The sequence below is a fragment of the Haladaptatus sp. QDMS2 genome (genome assembly GCF_029338295.1).
Lineage (GTDB): Archaea > Halobacteriota > Halobacteria > Halobacteriales > Halococcaceae > QDMS2.
The window spans coordinates 452,205-467,487 of the sequence record NZ_CP119792.1 but is presented as its reverse complement, the minus strand read 5'-3'; the positions used below and the strand labels follow the sequence as shown (position 1 = coordinate 467,487).

At 62.5% G+C, this 15,283-nt stretch carries 12 protein-coding genes; 3 read left to right on the top strand and 9 right to left on the bottom strand.

Going from position 1 to position 15,283, the window contains the following annotated elements; genetic code table 11:
- Positions 1-29: 29 nt before the first annotated feature.
- Together P1M51_RS18100 and P1M51_RS18095 are read right to left on the bottom strand one after the other, a co-directional pair.
- Positions 30-2,042 (bottom strand): alkaline phosphatase D family protein, encoded by a 2,013-nt coding sequence (locus P1M51_RS18100; protein WP_276275021.1) that lies wholly within the window; start codon positions 2,040-2,042, stop codon positions 30-32.
- 173 nt (positions 2,043-2,215) lie between these two features.
- Positions 2,216-2,968 (bottom strand): TrmB family transcriptional regulator, encoded by a 753-nt coding sequence (locus P1M51_RS18095; protein WP_276275020.1) that lies wholly within the window; start codon positions 2,966-2,968, stop codon positions 2,216-2,218.
- Between the two features lie 321 nt (positions 2,969-3,289).
- Here P1M51_RS18095 and P1M51_RS18090 point away from each other — a divergent pair, with 321 nt between their 5' ends.
- The 3 genes from P1M51_RS18090 to P1M51_RS18080 all read left to right on the top strand — a co-directional run bounded on the left by P1M51_RS18090 (position 3,290) and on the right by P1M51_RS18080 (position 8,524).
- Complete coding sequence (locus tag P1M51_RS18090) at positions 3,290-5,173, top strand: CARDB domain-containing protein (RefSeq protein WP_276275019.1); 1,884 nt, start codon at positions 3,290-3,292, stop codon at positions 5,171-5,173.
- Positions 5,174-7,621 carry an RND family transporter gene (locus P1M51_RS18085; protein WP_276275018.1) on the top strand — a complete coding sequence of 816 codons (2,448 nt, stop codon included), beginning with the start codon at positions 5,174-5,176 and terminating at the stop codon, positions 7,619-7,621. It abuts the gene before it with no gap.
- 300 nt (positions 7,622-7,921) lie between these two features.
- Positions 7,922-8,524, top strand: coding sequence for a TetR/AcrR family transcriptional regulator (locus P1M51_RS18080; protein WP_276248722.1), 603 nt, complete (start codon positions 7,922-7,924; stop codon positions 8,522-8,524).
- A 46-nt stretch (positions 8,525-8,570) separates the two neighbouring features.
- Here the strand turns inward: P1M51_RS18080 and P1M51_RS18075 are convergent, their stop codons facing one another.
- The 7 genes from P1M51_RS18075 to P1M51_RS18045 all read right to left on the bottom strand — a co-directional run bounded on the left by P1M51_RS18075 (position 8,571) and on the right by P1M51_RS18045 (position 15,066).
- On the bottom strand, positions 8,571-8,753 hold the full coding sequence (locus P1M51_RS18075; RefSeq protein ID WP_276248723.1) for a hypothetical protein: 183 nt from the start codon (positions 8,751-8,753) through the stop codon (positions 8,571-8,573).
- Between the two features lie 91 nt (positions 8,754-8,844).
- Positions 8,845-9,636: a helix-turn-helix domain-containing protein gene (locus P1M51_RS18070; RefSeq protein WP_276248724.1), complete on the bottom strand. Its 792-nt coding sequence runs from the start codon at positions 9,634-9,636 to the stop codon at positions 8,845-8,847.
- Positions 9,637-9,746: 110 nt separating this feature from the next.
- Complete coding sequence (locus P1M51_RS18065; protein WP_276275017.1) at positions 9,747-10,493, bottom strand: hypothetical protein; 747 nt, start codon at positions 10,491-10,493, stop codon at positions 9,747-9,749.
- Positions 10,494-10,555: 62 nt separating this feature from the next.
- Entirely contained in the window at positions 10,556-10,936 is a 381-nt protein-coding gene (locus P1M51_RS18060) for a hypothetical protein (RefSeq protein WP_276275016.1), read from the bottom strand.
- A 256-nt stretch (positions 10,937-11,192) separates the two neighbouring features.
- A complete protein-coding gene (locus tag P1M51_RS18055; RefSeq protein WP_276275015.1) occupies positions 11,193-12,329 on the bottom strand; it encodes a citrate synthase/methylcitrate synthase in 1,137 nt (378 codons plus the stop codon).
- Positions 12,330-12,436: 107 nt separating this feature from the next.
- Complete coding sequence (locus P1M51_RS18050) at positions 12,437-14,008, bottom strand: lamin tail domain-containing protein (RefSeq protein WP_276275014.1); 1,572 nt, start codon at positions 14,006-14,008, stop codon at positions 12,437-12,439.
- Positions 14,009-14,121: 113 nt separating this feature from the next.
- Entirely contained in the window at positions 14,122-15,066 is a 945-nt protein-coding gene (locus P1M51_RS18045) for a peptidoglycan-binding protein (protein WP_276275013.1), read from the bottom strand.
- Positions 15,067-15,283: the final 217 nt, after the last annotated feature.

The following is a 15,283-nucleotide window of genomic DNA, read 5'->3' as shown; positions in this document are numbered from 1 at the left end:
CGAAAAGCTGCGTGTGCTGGGTACGGTGCTCAGTCCCGTTCGAGGACGACGCTGTCGAGATAGCTTCGGTCGTCGCCAGCACGATACTCACCCCGAATCCGAATCAATTCGAGATTCGACAGCACCTCGCGGAACGCCTCCTCGGTCGCGAGTGGCTCCTCGCTCTGCATATCTACCCACGTCGCTGCTGCGGTAAGCGGGGCATCGAGCGTCGTCCACTCCGTTTCCGGAGTCGAGTCGGGCCCGCGGAACTCGTAGACGAGTTTGCGGTCGCCACTCTGGAGCAGGATATCTCCTCCTTCGATTGGGTCGGCGTCGAACTGCTGGTCAGTTTGCTTTTGGCGAATGTCGAACGAGAGCGTGCCACCGTAGAACGCCTCCCGGTTGCCGAGGAATTTGAACGGTGCCTGATAGTACCACGCCACGCCGCCCTGGTTCTCCTCGTCGCTGACGTGCCCGCCTGGGCTGCCGCCCTCGGCGTGATATTCCGGTCGGTCGCTGCCGCCGTTTTTCGAGACGAGCCAGCCCTCTGGGTCGTCGTCGAAGGTGCTCTCGATGCGGGCCGGAACCGCGGTGGGTTCGAGGACTGACGCCTCGATGGTCTTCTCGAATTGCTCGTCGCCGTCCTCGTCGAAGATGCTGACGGTGAGCGTCTCACCCGACTCTCCAATCGAGATGGTCCCGAAGTTCAGGTAGCCGCCTTTCGCGAAGAATTTCGTCGGGTTGAGCGGGGCGTACAGGTCGTCCGGTTCGCCGGAGGGTGCGCCCAGTGGGCCGGCAATGGCTTCGTAGAACTCGAATTCGCCGTCGTCGTCAGGGTCGTATGCGCCGACGACAGACTTGTGAACGTCGCCTGCCACCACAACGAGATTCGAAATCGGTTCGGTCTGGATGTGTTCAACCACGTCGAGGAGTTCGGCCTCGTAGCCGGTCCGCTCAGTCTCGGTCGCCCAGGAGTCAGACGGATAGCCGAGCGGCGCGGGCGAGGCGAGGATTTTCCACGTCGCGTCCGAGTCGGAGAGCGCGTCCTTCAGCCAGGCGAGTTGCTCCGCACCGAGTAGCGTCTTCGAATCGAGGTCGATGTTCGGGTCACGGTACTGGCGGGTGTCGAGGATGAACAGTTCCATGTGCTCGCCCCAGCGGAACGAGTCGTAGAGGCGGTGTTCGTAACCCTTTCCGCGCCCACCTCGGTCGAGTGGCCAGTACTCCTCGAACGCCCGACGGCCCTCGGGCATGAGCGGTTCGATAGGCCCCGCAAAATTGTTGATGACCTCGTGGTCGTCCCAGACGGTGTAGACGGACGTCGATTCGAGCAATCGCATCAGGTTAGACCGGTCTGCAATCTCAGCGGGTGGGTCGCGCATCTCCTTGTACTTCCCCCGGTAGATGTCGAGAGCTTCGCCGGGAGGCGTGTTGTCGGTAATCTTCCCGGCCGGCGTGTCGGCATCGGCGTAGATGGTGTCACCGAGGTAGAGGAAGAACTCGGGATCGAGATCAGCTATCGTCTGCAACCCCGTGAACGGCGGCTCGATAGGGTTAGTGCCGTACCCCCACGTGTCACCAGTCCAGGCGAAAGTGACTGGCGCAGCGTCAGTTTCCTTCGGTGGCGTGACGAAGGTGCCAGTCGGTGCGGAGGCGGGAGCGTCCGAGGCGGACTCGTTCCGGTTCGTCGCCCACGCTCGGTAATGATAGCGCGTCCCTGACTGGAGTCCGCTCAGACGAATGGTCCCCGTGTAGTCGGTTGTCGAATCGACCGTCGTTCGCTGCTCGCGTGCGCTGTCGAACGAGTCGTCGACGCTGAATTCGACGTGAAGAACGCCCTCGTCTGCGGCCCGCGCCCAGACGACGGCTGTCGTGGCTGTTACGTCGCCTGCCGCGACCCCATGGGTCAGGGGGACAGTGTCCGCCCCGGTCTGCTCTGCGCTCACGGTTCCAGCAAGTGTCGTCGCTGCGGCCGCCGTACCGCCAATTGTCTTGAGGAAGGTGCGTCGTTCGTCGTCCGGTTCGTCTTCGCTGGCGTTGGGTTGATTTGTCGGGGGCATCGAAGCTCCGCCAGAAATTTTAGCGAATTAGTATTTTGAATTTTATATGAAGACAACATAGAAATATAGTGAAGAAATAGCGTTTCGCCGCCAGATTTCCGCCGTGCTCACTCGTCTTTCTCGCAGCGTACGGCTTCGTGCGTCCTTCCCATGCGAGGAGCCAAAACGGTGTGTCACCCGCGCAGATGCGATTCGAACAGCCCGATGAAAATCTGGGCGAAACCCGAATCCGAACTGAGAATTCCCGTCTCCTGGGGGTTCCCGAACGACTCGTTCAGGATGCCAATCATGATGGTGCGCCCGTCCACCATGAGGAAGCGACCGGCAATCGTCGACTCCGTGTCGACTTCGTGGGGTGGTCGGTGGACCGAAACGTCGGCGATTGTCTCAGCCCACTCGATGACTGACTCGTCCTCCGAGATGACCGTGACCACACAGCCACGGGCCACGGCCGCGGCCAGGGCGTTTTCGAGGGCAGGGGTGTGCAGGCGTTCGCCGACGGCGAGGACGACCTGTAGGTCTGCCTCCCGAATCAGCGATTCGATGCGGTCGGTTATCGTGGCCGACCCCCGGAGCATCCAGATGTTCTCCTGGTGGGCTTCGTCCCCAGCGCCCTCGCCCTGAACGGTTTCGAGGTACGAAAAGGCCCGATTCGTCTCCACGTCGAGGCGGTCTCTCAGTCGCTGTTCTGCCTCGTCGAGCGACACCGAACGGTACCGCTTTGGCGTCTCCTGTTGGACCTCGACGAGGCCTCTCGCTTCGAGGTCGTCCGCCGCGCCGTACACCTGCGAGCGCGGAACGTCGGTCGTCGCGTCGATGTCGCTCGCGGTCGCGGGACCGAGACGCTGTAAGGCGACGAACACCTTCGCCTCGTAGGTGGACAGACCGAGGCGGCGCAGTGCCGTGAGACCATCTGGGTCGCTCATGTGTCTGCGTTGGCCGCTCGCGGCAGCGGGCGGAGTCGGCCCCTCCCGAGCGAACGCGACTGGGTCGAGAAACGGGACGATAGCACACCCTAACTGAACACTCGGTCAAGATAAGTCCACCGCTCGTATCGCGGTCAAAGTAACGAATTTTCCGGAGAAAAATCGACACCATAAGGCCGAATACTGGAATCCAGTACTGTTTGTAGGATAGTACAAACACTTTTAGCGATGGGACCGTTAGCCACGAATTGAACAAATGTTCAGCCCATACGTGCTGGCGAAAACCGGTTCCTCCTCGTCGGCGATACGGAGGCACCATCGATGAGACGGGCGGCTGCGGTCGGCCTGGTCCTGTTGCTGGTCGGGTCCGCGCTTGGCGCGACCGGGCTCGGGGCGGCGACCACACTTCAACCGGGCTTTTCTGCGTACGCACCGGACAACACCGTCCAGCCGGGTTCGCAGACCTCACTCGGCGTCCAACTCGTTAATTCGGCCACGAGCGGGGCGGGTAACGCCTCGGGAACCGCCCGGAACGTCCGCGTCTCTCTCGACGAGAATGGCGCGCCCATCGACGTGAAGACCGGGACGATTCCACTCGGGTCGGTCCCGAACGGCGCGACGATACCCGCGACGTTCGCCATCACCGTAGACGAGGACGCGAAACCGGGCACCTACGACGTTGACGTGGACGTTCGCTACGAGTACACGAACGCAGACGGCGAGACCGTCACGAGAACCGCTCGCCCAGAAATCGAAGTCGAAGTCGCAGACGGGGCGCGCTTTCAGGTGAACGACGTTCGCTCCGACGTGAGCGTCGGCGAACGCGGTGACGTCACGTTCGACCTCGAAAACGTCGGCGACGAGGTCACTTCGGCCGTCGTCGAGGTGCAATCTGGCTCGCCGACCATCGCCTTTGGCAACAGCGCCAGCGCCTCGCGTTACGTCGGCGAATGGGGCGACGACGAGACGAAGCAGGTGAGCTTCGAGGGGATGGCGACTCCCGACGCGGAAACCCGGCCGCTGCCCCTCTACGTCACCGTGACCTACGAGACGGAAGACGGCATCACTCAGACCTCACAGAAACTCACGACGAGCGTGACGCCAGCCGGAAAACAGACCGCCCAACTCACCGACGTGTCGAGTCGCCTCTTCGTCGGTGAGAAAGGGACGCTCACCGCGACGGTGACGAATCGTGGGCCGAATCCGCTCCACGACGCCACCATCGCCATGCAACCGAACGGTGAGACGGTCGTGCCCGTCGAGCCGAGCCAGCCGCTCGGCACGCTCGACGTGGGCGAATCGGCGACCATCGAGTACCCAATCCGCGTCGCAGAGAGCGCAGAACCCGGCCCGCGACAGTTCTCGTTCGTCGTCAACTACCAGAACGCGGACGACGAACTCCGACAGACCGCACCTCTCACGACCCGCGTCACGGTCGGTGACGAACAGGACTTCTCACTCGATTCGGTCGTTGCAAACCTCCGCGTGGACACCGAAGGACGAGTGCAGGGAACGCTCGTGAACGACGGACCCGTTGGCGTCGAAAACGCCGTCGTGGTCCTCCAGCCGATTGGAACGGGCATCAGCACCCAATCCCCGGAGTACGCCGTCGGGTCGCTCGAAGCCGGTGGAGAGGCCTCGTTCTCCTTCCCGGTTTCCGTGAGCGAAGGCAGTGAGGCCGGCCCCCGACAGTTCTCCGTCGTCGTGCAGTACCAGAACGCAGACGGCGAGCAACGAAAGAGCCGCACGCTGAGCGAGCAGGTCACAGTCGCCGGACAGCGTGACGTGTTCAGCGTCGAACCGGTCAACACCTCGCTCGCGGCGGGTTCGAGCGACAGCGTCACCCTCCGTCTCTCGAACAACGGCGACGAGAACCTCACGAACATCAACGCCAAAGCGTTCGTCGACGACCCGATTTCGGCCGACAGCGACGAATCCTACGTGCCGTCGCTCGCAGCGGGTGAATCGACGACCGTCGAGTTCGAGCTTTCGGCCACCGAAGACGCCGACGAGCGGGCCTACCCGCTCAAACTCGACTTCCAGTACGACGAGCCGGACGGTGACACCCGCCTCTCTGACACCTACCAGGTGCCAATTCGGCTGACTGCCGCCACGGACGATGGGGGCGTCTCGATGACGCTCATCGGCGGCGTGGCCGTCGTGTTACTCGGCGCGATTGGCTTCGCCTACACGCGATACCGATAGATGGTGTCTGTAGACTCGATTCTCGAACGACTCGACCGGTGGATCGTCGACCGCCCGAAGACGGTGGTCGTCGCCTTCCTTCTCGTGACAGCGGTACTCGCCGCCGGACTCGGCGGCGTGAGCACCGACGCCGGAACGAGCCAGTTCCTCGACGGCGTGCCCGCACAGGAAGCCTTCGAGGAGGTAAACGAGGAGTTCGGGCCGGGCGCGTTCGAGACGGACACCGGGTCGACCCAGCTCATCCAGCGGAGCGAAAACGTCCTCTCGAAACCCGCACTGCTCCGGATGCTCGCGCTACAGGAGCGCATCGCAGCCCAGGAGGACCTCCGGGTCACGGGGACGTCGAGCGCGGCGCAAATCGTTGCCCGGCAACTCGACCCGAACGCGACGACACTGTCGGCTCAGCAGGAGGCAATTCGACTGGCGACGCCCGGCGAAGTCGATGCCGCCGTCGAACGGGCGGCCGCTGCGCCCGGATTCGCCTCACTTCTGAGCACCGACTTCAACGCCGAAGCGGCGACCGCCTCCGCAACAATCGGTGCGGTTACCCACGAGGTTCCAGGCGGGGTGTCCTCGTCGGCAGGCACGAGCGGGACGAGTCCGCTCACCGACATCCAGCGGAGCGTCGAACACATTGCAAACGCCGCAGACGGCGAATTCACGGTGTTCGGCAGCGGCATCACTTCCGGCGAACTGTCGGGCGTCATCGGTGACTCGCTCGCCATCGTCGTGCCCGCCGCGCTCGTGCTCATCCTCGTGTTTATGCTGTTCGCCTATCGCGACCCCATCGACCTGCTGCTCGGACTGGTCGCCCTCGGGATGACCATCGTCTGGACGTTCGGGTTCATGGGCCTCGCCGGCATTCCGTTCGGCCAGATGACCATCGCCGTCCCCGTCCTGTTGCTCGCGGTGGGCATCGACTTCGGAATCCACGCCATCAATCGCTACCGCGAGGAGCGGGCGACGGGGAAGGGAATCCGTGGCTCAATGCGTCCGACGACGGACCAACTGCTCGTCGCGTTCTTCATTGTCACCGGGACGACGGTGCTCGGATTCGCGGCCAACCTGCTGAGCAACCTCGGTCCCATCCGGGATTTCGGGCTGGTCGCAGCCATCGGCATCGTCTTTACGTTCCTCATCTTCGGGGTGTTCCTCCCATCGCTCAAGATTCTCTTAGACGAGTGGCGCGAACGTGCTGGCGTCCCTGCGTTCAATTCGACGCCCATCGGGAGCGGTGACTCCGCCTTCGGCCGGGCGCTCACGGTCGGCAACTGGTTCGCCGCCCGCGCGCCCAAGGCGTTTCTCGGGCTGTTGCTCGTCACTTCGGCCGCCGCTGGCGCGTACGGAACCGGCGTGGATACGTCCTTCTCACAGGAGGACTTCCTGCCGCCCGAAGACATACCGGACTACATCGAGGCGCTCCCCGAACCGTTCGCACCCGGCGACTACACCGTCACGAAGTCGCTTAATTTCCTGGAGGAAAACTTCGAGTCCGCACAGGGCAACACAGTCACGGTGTTCATCGACGAACCGATGCGCCAGGACGACAGTTTAGAGCAGATTCACCGCGCCTCACAGACGCCGCCACCGTCGTTCGTCACCCGTGACCGCGAGGCAGAAGCGTCGAGCATCGTCAGCGTGATTCGGTCCTACGCCAGACAGGACTCGCAGTTCGCCGCGCTGGTCGAGCGAAACGACCTGAACGACAACGGCGTTCCCGACGACAACCTCGAAGCCATCTACGAATACCTGCTCGATTCGCCGGTCCGCGAGCAGGCACTCTCGTACGTGAGCGAGGACTTCAGTACGGCACGCGTCGTCTACTCCACGGAAGCCTCTGCGACGCAGGGCGAGGTGACCGCAGACGGACGAGCGGTTGCCGCCGAGTATCGGATGACCGCCATCGCAACGGGCCAGACGGTGGTGTTCGCCGCGATTACGGACATCATCTTCGCGTCGGCCATCCAGAGCCTCATCGCTGCGCTCGTCGCCACGGGCATCTTCCTCGTGTTCGTCTACTGGCTACTCGAAGGTCGCCCGTCGCTCGGCGTGCTCAATCTCATCCCCATCGTCGTGACCGTCGCGCTGCTCGCGGGGTCGATGCGGTTGCTGGACATTCCGCTAAACGCCCTCACCGCGACGGTGCTCTCTATCGCCATCGGACTCGGCATCGACTACTCCGCCCACATCGTCCACCGATTCGCCGAGGAGTACGACGAGAAGGGCGAGGTTCACGGCGCCCTCGACGACTCGGTTCGAGGTACCGGTGGGGCACTCGCCGGGTCGATGCTGACGACCACGACGGGAACCGGAGTTCTCGCGCTGGCGATTACGCCCGTCCTCGGTCAGTTCGGACTCGTCATCGCGCTGAGCGTGTTCTTCTCGTTCGTCGCCTCGTTGCTCGTCACGCCGTCTGCGGCCGTCATCTGGGACGACATCGTCGCGTGAAAGCTCGCGGCGGCCGGCTTTTTATAGCGAAACCTTCTTGCTGAACGAATGTTTAGTCAAAGTAGGCCGTAATCGTTCGCGCCCGGCGTCCCGCCGCCTGCCTCTCCGCTGTGACACTCGTTTCGGCCCTCCTCGTCACACTCGGCGCGCTCGTCGGTTCGATGAGTCGCCCCGTATCGCCGGGGTCGCGAACTGTTCGGCCTGTTAGTACGACGGCCGACCAGACGAGATAACTATTAATGGCCGACGGTAATACGACGAAAAAGACCCCGACCGACGGCCACTGAAGACGGTTCAATCATGACATCAACCTCAGCTTCATCGAACACGAGCGACACCCAGACGGCGATAATGGAGGCGACGTATCAAGCACTCCGAAAACACGGGTACGCAGACCTCTCTATCTCGAAAATCGCAGAGGAGTTCGAAAAGAGCAAATCGTTGCTCTACCATCACTACGACGGTAAAGACGACCTGCTGGTCGCCTTCCTCGAGTACCTCATCGACCAGTTCGCCGCGGACATCACACTCGACGCGTGGGACGACGCGGAGGCCCAGTTGCGTTCGTTTTTCGACCGCCTCATTCCTCCCGCGCTCGACGACGAACAACGGGAGTTCCAGACCGCGCTGTTGGAAATCCGCGCGCAGGCTCCGCACAACGAGGTCTACCGCGAACAGTTCACGAAGACCGACCGCTTCATCCGCGAGACGATCGAGCAGTACCTCGAATCGGGCATCGAACAGGGAACCTTCAGGGAAGTCGACTCCGAGGCGACGGCGCAACTCTTTCTGTCCATGATCAACGGCGCGATACTGGAACGCGTGACCGCCGACAACCCACGGGCAATCAAGGACCTCCGCTCTGCGCTCAATTCCTACATCGAAGAGTACCTGGCCGCCTGACGCTGCACTCTCTGAGTGCGATTCCAGCGCGAAAAATCGATATTGGCTAGCGTCCGTAGCTGATAACCACCGACTCACAGAGTGTACACTGGAAGTACGCCCCCTCTCCCTGATGACCGAGATATCGGCGGTTTTCGACGGGGTGGATACATTCGACGCCACCACCGATGCTGTACTTCTTGCGGACGCGCGTGTGAGGCATCCGTTCTCCCTGTTGTAAGCTCGACATACAGGTGAAGAGACGACGGCGGAGGCGATAGGCCTGCGTTTGTAGTAGTGCAAATCGGTTCACTACACACGGTTTTGCGCCAGCCGGCGGCCTATCGCTCGACCAGTGGCGACGACGTGTCGGGTGAGAAATCAGAATGCTCTCGGAATGCGCCGCCGGGTTGGGTCGCGGTGGCGGCGAGCGACACCGCCCACGCCTCCGCCCGGCGAAGTCGGTATCTGAGCGTCGTAAGCGGCAGGTCGAGTTCGCGGGCGATGTCCGTCAAGTCGGCGCGTCGCGGGTGCTCGTAATACCCGAGCCGAGTCGCGGTTTCGAGCGCGACGCGCTGTTCGTACGGGAGGGCGAGTTCCCGGTTCGGACGGCGGTGTGCCCACGGTTCCGGCGATCCGACCCGGCGGATGGACAGCGTCACACCCGCAGGAAGGTCTGCGTGCAGCGCCTCGTGAAAGGCGCTCAGGTCGCGGCCCGCCGGGACGAGGACGCGCCACTCGTAGTAGGGGCCGCGCTGGACGGCGTCGAACACGAGCCCAGAGCCGAGCGTGGCGACGGCGAGCGAGGAAACCGAGTAACAGAACTCGACTTCGGTCGTCGAACGGTAGATGGTCCGGGCGGTCGGTTCGGCTTCGAGAACTTCGTAGACAGCGACCGCGTCGCACGCGGGATGGGGGTAGATGCACTCGTTGCAGATGTCCGGATTCAGATACACGGCTTCGAGCGTATCGAGTGCGTCCTCGGGACCTGTGATACGCTCTACGCGCCACCGAGAATCCGTCGACGCGGAGATTGCGAGCGTCGTGGCCATCAACTCGGGGTGGTCGATGAAGCTGTCCCGAACCGCGTGGACCCCCCGCTCGTACTCGAACAGGAAGACGTACTCGCGCATAGGAGACGTAGGATAGGTGTGGATTTAGCCCTTCTTTGCAATAGTGCAACTCTTCACGGTGAACGAGAGGAGCGAGTCGAGCGACGACGCAGTGTGTAAGAGGCGCCGCCTCACAGGAGGCCACTGATGAAGCCCACTCCCATGACCACGAGCACCGCCGCAGAGAAGACGGGCAGGTAAGGCGTGTACCGCTCGACTTGCTCCTCGAACTCCTGATAGCCGGCGATGAGCAGGAGCGTCAGTCCCACGATACCAGCGATGACCGTGAGGGCGTACGCGCCCATCAGTTCGAGGCAATAGTCAGACCCGGCACAGAGGGCGATGATTTCGAACTCCTCCTCGTGGGCGAATCCGAGGAGGAAGGCGAACCACGCGATGCCGAGCAGGCCGCGGTCGGTGTGAGAATCGCGAGCGTGGTCGTTGGAATGGCTATGGTCGTGACTGTGGTCGTGGGAGTGACCAGCCTCGTGGCTGTGTGGATGATCGTGGTCGTGCCCGCCGTGACCGTGGGAGTGTCCGGAGACGTATTCGCGGAGGCCGAGACCGATGAGGAGGAATCCGGCGGCCAGACTGACTGGGCCACCGATTTGCACGTCGCCGAAAATCGTGATGGGCTGGTTGACCTCCGTGAGGTCGAAGTACGCTTTCGCGTAGAAGAACGCCCCGACCATCGCGATGCTACTCACGAGGTGGCCAACGCCGAGGATGACGCTCGCGGCCAGTCCGTAGGCCCACTTGTTCGCCGTGCCGAGGGCATAGGAGGCCGCGACTGGCCACCCGTGGCCGGGTTCGATGCCGTGGAACGCACCGAGCGCAATCGCCCCCGCGAACACCCCAAACGAGTCAGTGAGAACCATCCTCCCTACGTGTCAATGGGAGACCACCAGTAAAAGGAATGACGGCGCTCCAGCCGTCTCTGTCAGTCTCGCTGAAGGGCGCGTCCGGGAATCGCGTAGCCAGCGTCGGAAACCGCGTCGACGACCACCGACGGAAGGAGTTCGTCCGGCCAGCCAGTCTCGCTTCTGAGTTCTGACTCCCCGACACAGATGAGGTCGAGTCGGGCGATGCGGTCTTCTTGGACGCTGAACATGTAGTGGAACAACCGGTCTGTCGCATCCGACACCCGCACGTCGAGATACGTGTCGAACGATTCGACGAGCGGTTCGTGGGTCTCGACCGTCTCGATAACGGCTTCGCCGCTCAGGCTGACGCAACGTGACCCACACTCGTTACAGATGCCAGGGTGCGAGTCAGCACCTATATAGAGATACGTGTGGTCGCAGTCGAAGCACTGAATCATCTCACGCCACCTCCGCAGTCGGACACCGCGTCATTAGTCGAAGCACTATGGATAGTAGGTCTCTGGCCGCCATGTTAGGTGTTTCTCCGAAAAGTATTCACGTAATGATTGTGAATGCTGAATTTCCCAGCAGGTGTTGCATAAAAATATATATTTTTCACGATTCTCTGTTCGTGAGTTAGTTTCAAGGTAGTCGAACGGTCGTATTGGTCAGGTCATTAAATCGGGTGCGAGGTGCTGACCAGGAGAGACGCGCTCACCGCTCCCCGACCGGGACCCACTGCCTTCCCGTCTCGCCGACGTAGCGGGCTCGCGGTCGAATGAGGCGGTTGTCGGCGAGTTGTTCCTTGCAATGGGCCATCCAGCCACCGACCCGGGAGACGGCGAACGTCGCCGCGAACAGGTCCTGTGGGATGCCCACGCCGTGGAGCAACGCGGCGGTGTAGAATTCGACGTTGGTGTCGAGGCGGCGACCGGGTTTGTGTTCTGCGAGCTTTTCGACGGCGAGTTCCTCGAACGATTCGACCGTCTCGAAGAAGGTGCTCTCGTCGTTGCCCGCGTAGAAGCGTTTGGCGGCGGTTTCGAGCACCTCCGCACGCGGGTCGCGAACCTTGTAGACGCGGTGGCCAAAGCCCATCAGGCGCTCGCCTGCGTCGAATTTCTCCTGAATGTACCCCTCAGGATCACCGGATTCGTGGACCGCCATGAGCATCTCGAGGACCGGGCCGGGTGCGCCGCCGTGCAGCGGTCCTTTGAGCGTCCCAACGCCCGCGGTCGCCGCGGACACGAGGTCGGATTCGGTGGAGACGACGACGCGGGCGGCGAACGTCGAGGCGTTCAGGCCGTGGTCGATAACCGTGTTGAGGTAGGTTTCGAGGCCTCGCACCGCGTCGTCGGTCGGTTCCTCGCCCGTCAGCATGTGGAGGTAGTTCGCGGCGTGACCCAGGTCGTCGCGTGGGGCGAGTGGGTCGTTCCCTTCTCGGAACCGCCAATAAGCGGCCACGATTGTCGGGAAGACGGCGACGACACGCTTCAGGAGGGCGTCGGTATCAGCACCGCCTTCGAAGCCGAGATTGGCGGCCGCGACGCCCATGCGCAGTGCGTCCATCGCAGAACGCTCCTCGCGGGCCGCCCGTTCGAGAACCGCCGTCACCTCTGGCGTGATAGCACGGTTTGCGGCCAGTTCCTCGCGGAAGGAGGCGAGTTCAGAGACCGTCGGGAGTCGGTCGTGCAACAGCAGAAACACGCTTTCTTCGTAGGTCGCGTTCGAGGCGAGTTCGCCGACCGAAAACCCACCGATGGTGAGTTCGCCTGCCTCGCCGTCGATGCTGCTGAGTCGCGTCTCCGCGAGAACCACGCCCTCTAAGCCCCGATTCAGTTGCTCGTCAGCCATGGTGAAGCAAACGCCGGGCACTGGTAAATATCCGAGAGCAGCGGAAATTTACCCGGTCGAACGCGACGGAGCGTTGTATTCTGGGACGGGCGGCATGCGAAGACCGTTCAGTACGTCCGTTCAGCCACGACCGTTCCGGTATCATCGACGACGGAAACGGTATCGCCATCGTCGTTCCAGACGCCCTGAGAGTGGTCCCAGTGGAGAATGACCGCGTCTTCGCCGTCACCGGTTCGAACCTGAACGCGACCGCCGACCGGTAGGGTCGTTCCGACGGGGAACTCGAAGCGCTTGCCAGAGGCGTCTTCGACGCGCCAGTTCGAGATGTCGAGAGGGCAGTCGCCAGTGTTCTCGAGGACGACGAGTTCAGAATACTCGTGCCCCTCGACTGACGGTCGAATCTCGCTTACGGCGAGGTGGCCGTCGCGGGATTGCTCCTGCGTGACCGGGAAAAAGAGGTGTTCGAATTCGCTGTTCAGGTTCGACGTGACGACGAGCCGTGGGTCGTCTGCGAGGTGGGACGCCTCGTCGGAGACGGTGTCACCATTGAGGCGGAGGTCAGTGTCCAGGGCGGCAGCGACTTCGTTCAGATTTTCCCGAGCACGCGCTGGCATATCGGCCGCGGCGTGGCCGACCAGCACAACGGCCCCGCCAGACGCTGCGAACGACGCGAGTGCGGCTCGTTCGTCCTCGGTCAGCCGCTCCGCCGGCGCGGTGACGACGATTCCCCGAGCCTCAGCGAGCGTTTCTTCGGTCCACGAGTTGACCTGATGGAGGGCCACGTCCTGTCCCTCGAGGAAGCGTAGATAGTAGGCCATGTCCTCGAGTGAGAGGGCGAAGTCGGCGTTGAACTGGCCGTGGCCGCCGTCGACGAAAATTGGTCCCGAGCGGTCCGTGAGCGAAGTGAGGAGATTCGTCACGAACGGGAAGTTTCCGTATCGACTCGTGTCTTCCGAGAATCTCTCCGCCTCTTCGTACGATTCATCCACGAGCGGGCCGGAGACCAGTGTGACCCGCGACTCCTCGTCCACGGCAACGAGCGGGAGTGCCTCGTCGTACGCGGTGCCGGAATCGAGCTGTTGGGTCGCGCTCGATTCGGCGAACACCGGGACGCGCGATTCGTCCACAGCCCCCGTCTCTGTGTGGATGCTCGCTGCCCGTGGCACGTACAGTTTACCCACCGGTTTGTCGCGAATCTCTGGCGAGGCGTCCGGGTCACTTCGCTTCCACACGCCGCGCTGGTCGGCACGGGCATCCAGTTCCGCGTCGAGGTAATCGTCGTGGTGGGCGAATCCAGAGTGATAGACGCGGGCGTATCCTTCAGCGACGGCCCGGCGGTTGTAGACGACTGAGTCGTCGCCGTCGCTCGGGGTGTATCGGACGTACCTGAGCAGGCGGCCGTAGGTCCCGCGGTCGGGTTCGTTTTCGTCGGCTTCGAGTTCGACCGCTGCGCCGGCGAGTTCGTCCTTCGCGAACAGGCTGGCTTGGTCCCCCCACTTCCCCAGATAGTCGAGGTCGCCGATTCCCTCCCATTCGGCGCGCCGCTCCGCCTCGACGTTGTCCCCCGTCTCTGGTGTGTCGATGCCGAGGACGCGAACCGTCTCCTCGGTTCCGTCTTCGAGTTCGACGGTCACAGTATCCCCATCCACCACTTTCAGAATAGTCGCCGATTCCGTCATACCCGCAGTCGGCCCCGCTAGTTATTATAGTTCATTGCCGAGGTGGTTAATTCAGCTATTAGTGTCGGTGAGTTTCACCGCAAAAAGCGTGGTGAGAGCCGTCGGTGTCCGTGTTAGAGGTCCATCAGTGCCTGCCACGTGTCATGCCCGACGATGCCGTCCACAGTCAACCCGGCGTTCGACTGGAAGTCCTCGACTGCACCCTCCGTCTCTGGGCCGTAGTAGCCGTCGACCGAGATGCTGTAGCCCTGGTCGTAGCGGAGGTGGTGCTGTGCGCCGTAGGTCGCCCAGTAGGGGTCATTGTTCGCGTCGTACACCGTCACGTAGAGTTCTTCCCACGTGTTCGGCCCGACGATGCCGTCGACGCTGAGTCCCTGGCTGGACTGGAAGGATTCGACCGTGTTCTCGACCTCGGAGCCGTAAATCCCGTCGTGGTAGTTCAGGTTGTACCCCTGCTCTTCGAGGAGGTACTGAATCGAGTAGACCCCCTCAGACTGGTCGCCCCGGGAGTAGGTTGGCCAACTGTAATAGTTGCCGGTGTCGGTTCCGCCGATGCCGGGGAAGTCCTTCGGAATGGGTTCGCCCTGCGTGACCCAGTCGCCCTTATCGCCGGGAATCGACTGCGGCGAGCCGTCGTGCTCGATTTCGAGGTGGACGTGGACGCCGGTCGACGAACCGGTGGTCCCCATACCAGCAATCTGTTCGCCGCGTTCGACCCACTCGCCGTCGTAAACGTCGTAACTGTTGACGTGGCCGTACTCTGAGACGTACCCGTCGCCGTGGTCGATGTAGATGTACTGACCATAGCCGCCCGGGTCCTCTGCGGCGTACGCCGTCCCCGCACGGGAAGCGTAGATTGGGTCTTCGGTTTCGCCGTCGATGTCGACCCCGTAGTGGTAGCCGCTTCCGCGTGGGCCGTACGGAGAGTTGATGTGGTCTGAAACCGGCCAGACGAAGTCGGCCTGGGCGGCGGCGGCCGTCGTGGTCATCACGGGAAGCGTGAGTGCGGTTGCGCCAACGGTGCGAAGGAAGTTTCGTCGCGCCCATTTCTTTCCCATTGTTTAATTTCGATTTAAATTAAAAGTGCTATGCAAAAAAGTTTTCTAATGGTTGTTCATTGACGAATAGAGGCATACAGCGAGGATGAGAATCGACACGAGCGACGCCCCTCGGTGTGCATGTCGCCACCGTTGACCACGTTGTGCTTTCCGTTAACGGCATGGGCGGGCGGCTGACCACCGAACGAAACTGGCAGCAAACGGTGAAAAATTCAGC

Excerpts from the sequence above, each read along its gene's own strand:
- P1M51_RS18100 (WP_276275021.1), bottom strand. The coding sequence starts at position 2,042 with ATGCCCCCGACAAATCAACCCAACGCCAGCGAAGACGAACCGGACGAC.
- P1M51_RS18095 (WP_276275020.1), bottom strand. The coding sequence starts at position 2,968 with ATGAGCGACCCAGATGGTCTCACGGCACTGCGCCGCCTCGGTCTGTCC.
- P1M51_RS18090 (WP_276275019.1), top strand. The coding sequence starts at position 3,290 with ATGAGACGGGCGGCTGCGGTCGGCCTGGTCCTGTTGCTGGTCGGGTCC.
- P1M51_RS18085 (WP_276275018.1), top strand. The coding sequence starts at position 5,174 with ATGGTGTCTGTAGACTCGATTCTCGAACGACTCGACCGGTGGATCGTC.
- P1M51_RS18080 (WP_276248722.1), top strand. The coding sequence starts at position 7,922 with ATGACATCAACCTCAGCTTCATCGAACACGAGCGACACCCAGACGGCG.
- P1M51_RS18075 (WP_276248723.1), bottom strand. The coding sequence starts at position 8,753 with ATGTCGAGCTTACAACAGGGAGAACGGATGCCTCACACGCGCGTCCGC.
- P1M51_RS18070 (WP_276248724.1), bottom strand. The coding sequence starts at position 9,636 with ATGCGCGAGTACGTCTTCCTGTTCGAGTACGAGCGGGGGGTCCACGCG.
- P1M51_RS18065 (WP_276275017.1), bottom strand. The coding sequence starts at position 10,493 with ATGGTTCTCACTGACTCGTTTGGGGTGTTCGCGGGGGCGATTGCGCTC.
- P1M51_RS18060 (WP_276275016.1), bottom strand. The coding sequence starts at position 10,936 with ATGATTCAGTGCTTCGACTGCGACCACACGTATCTCTATATAGGTGCT.
- P1M51_RS18055 (WP_276275015.1), bottom strand. The coding sequence starts at position 12,329 with ATGGCTGACGAGCAACTGAATCGGGGCTTAGAGGGCGTGGTTCTCGCG.
- P1M51_RS18050 (WP_276275014.1), bottom strand. The coding sequence starts at position 14,008 with ATGACGGAATCGGCGACTATTCTGAAAGTGGTGGATGGGGATACTGTG.
- P1M51_RS18045 (WP_276275013.1), bottom strand. The coding sequence starts at position 15,066 with ATGGGAAAGAAATGGGCGCGACGAAACTTCCTTCGCACCGTTGGCGCA.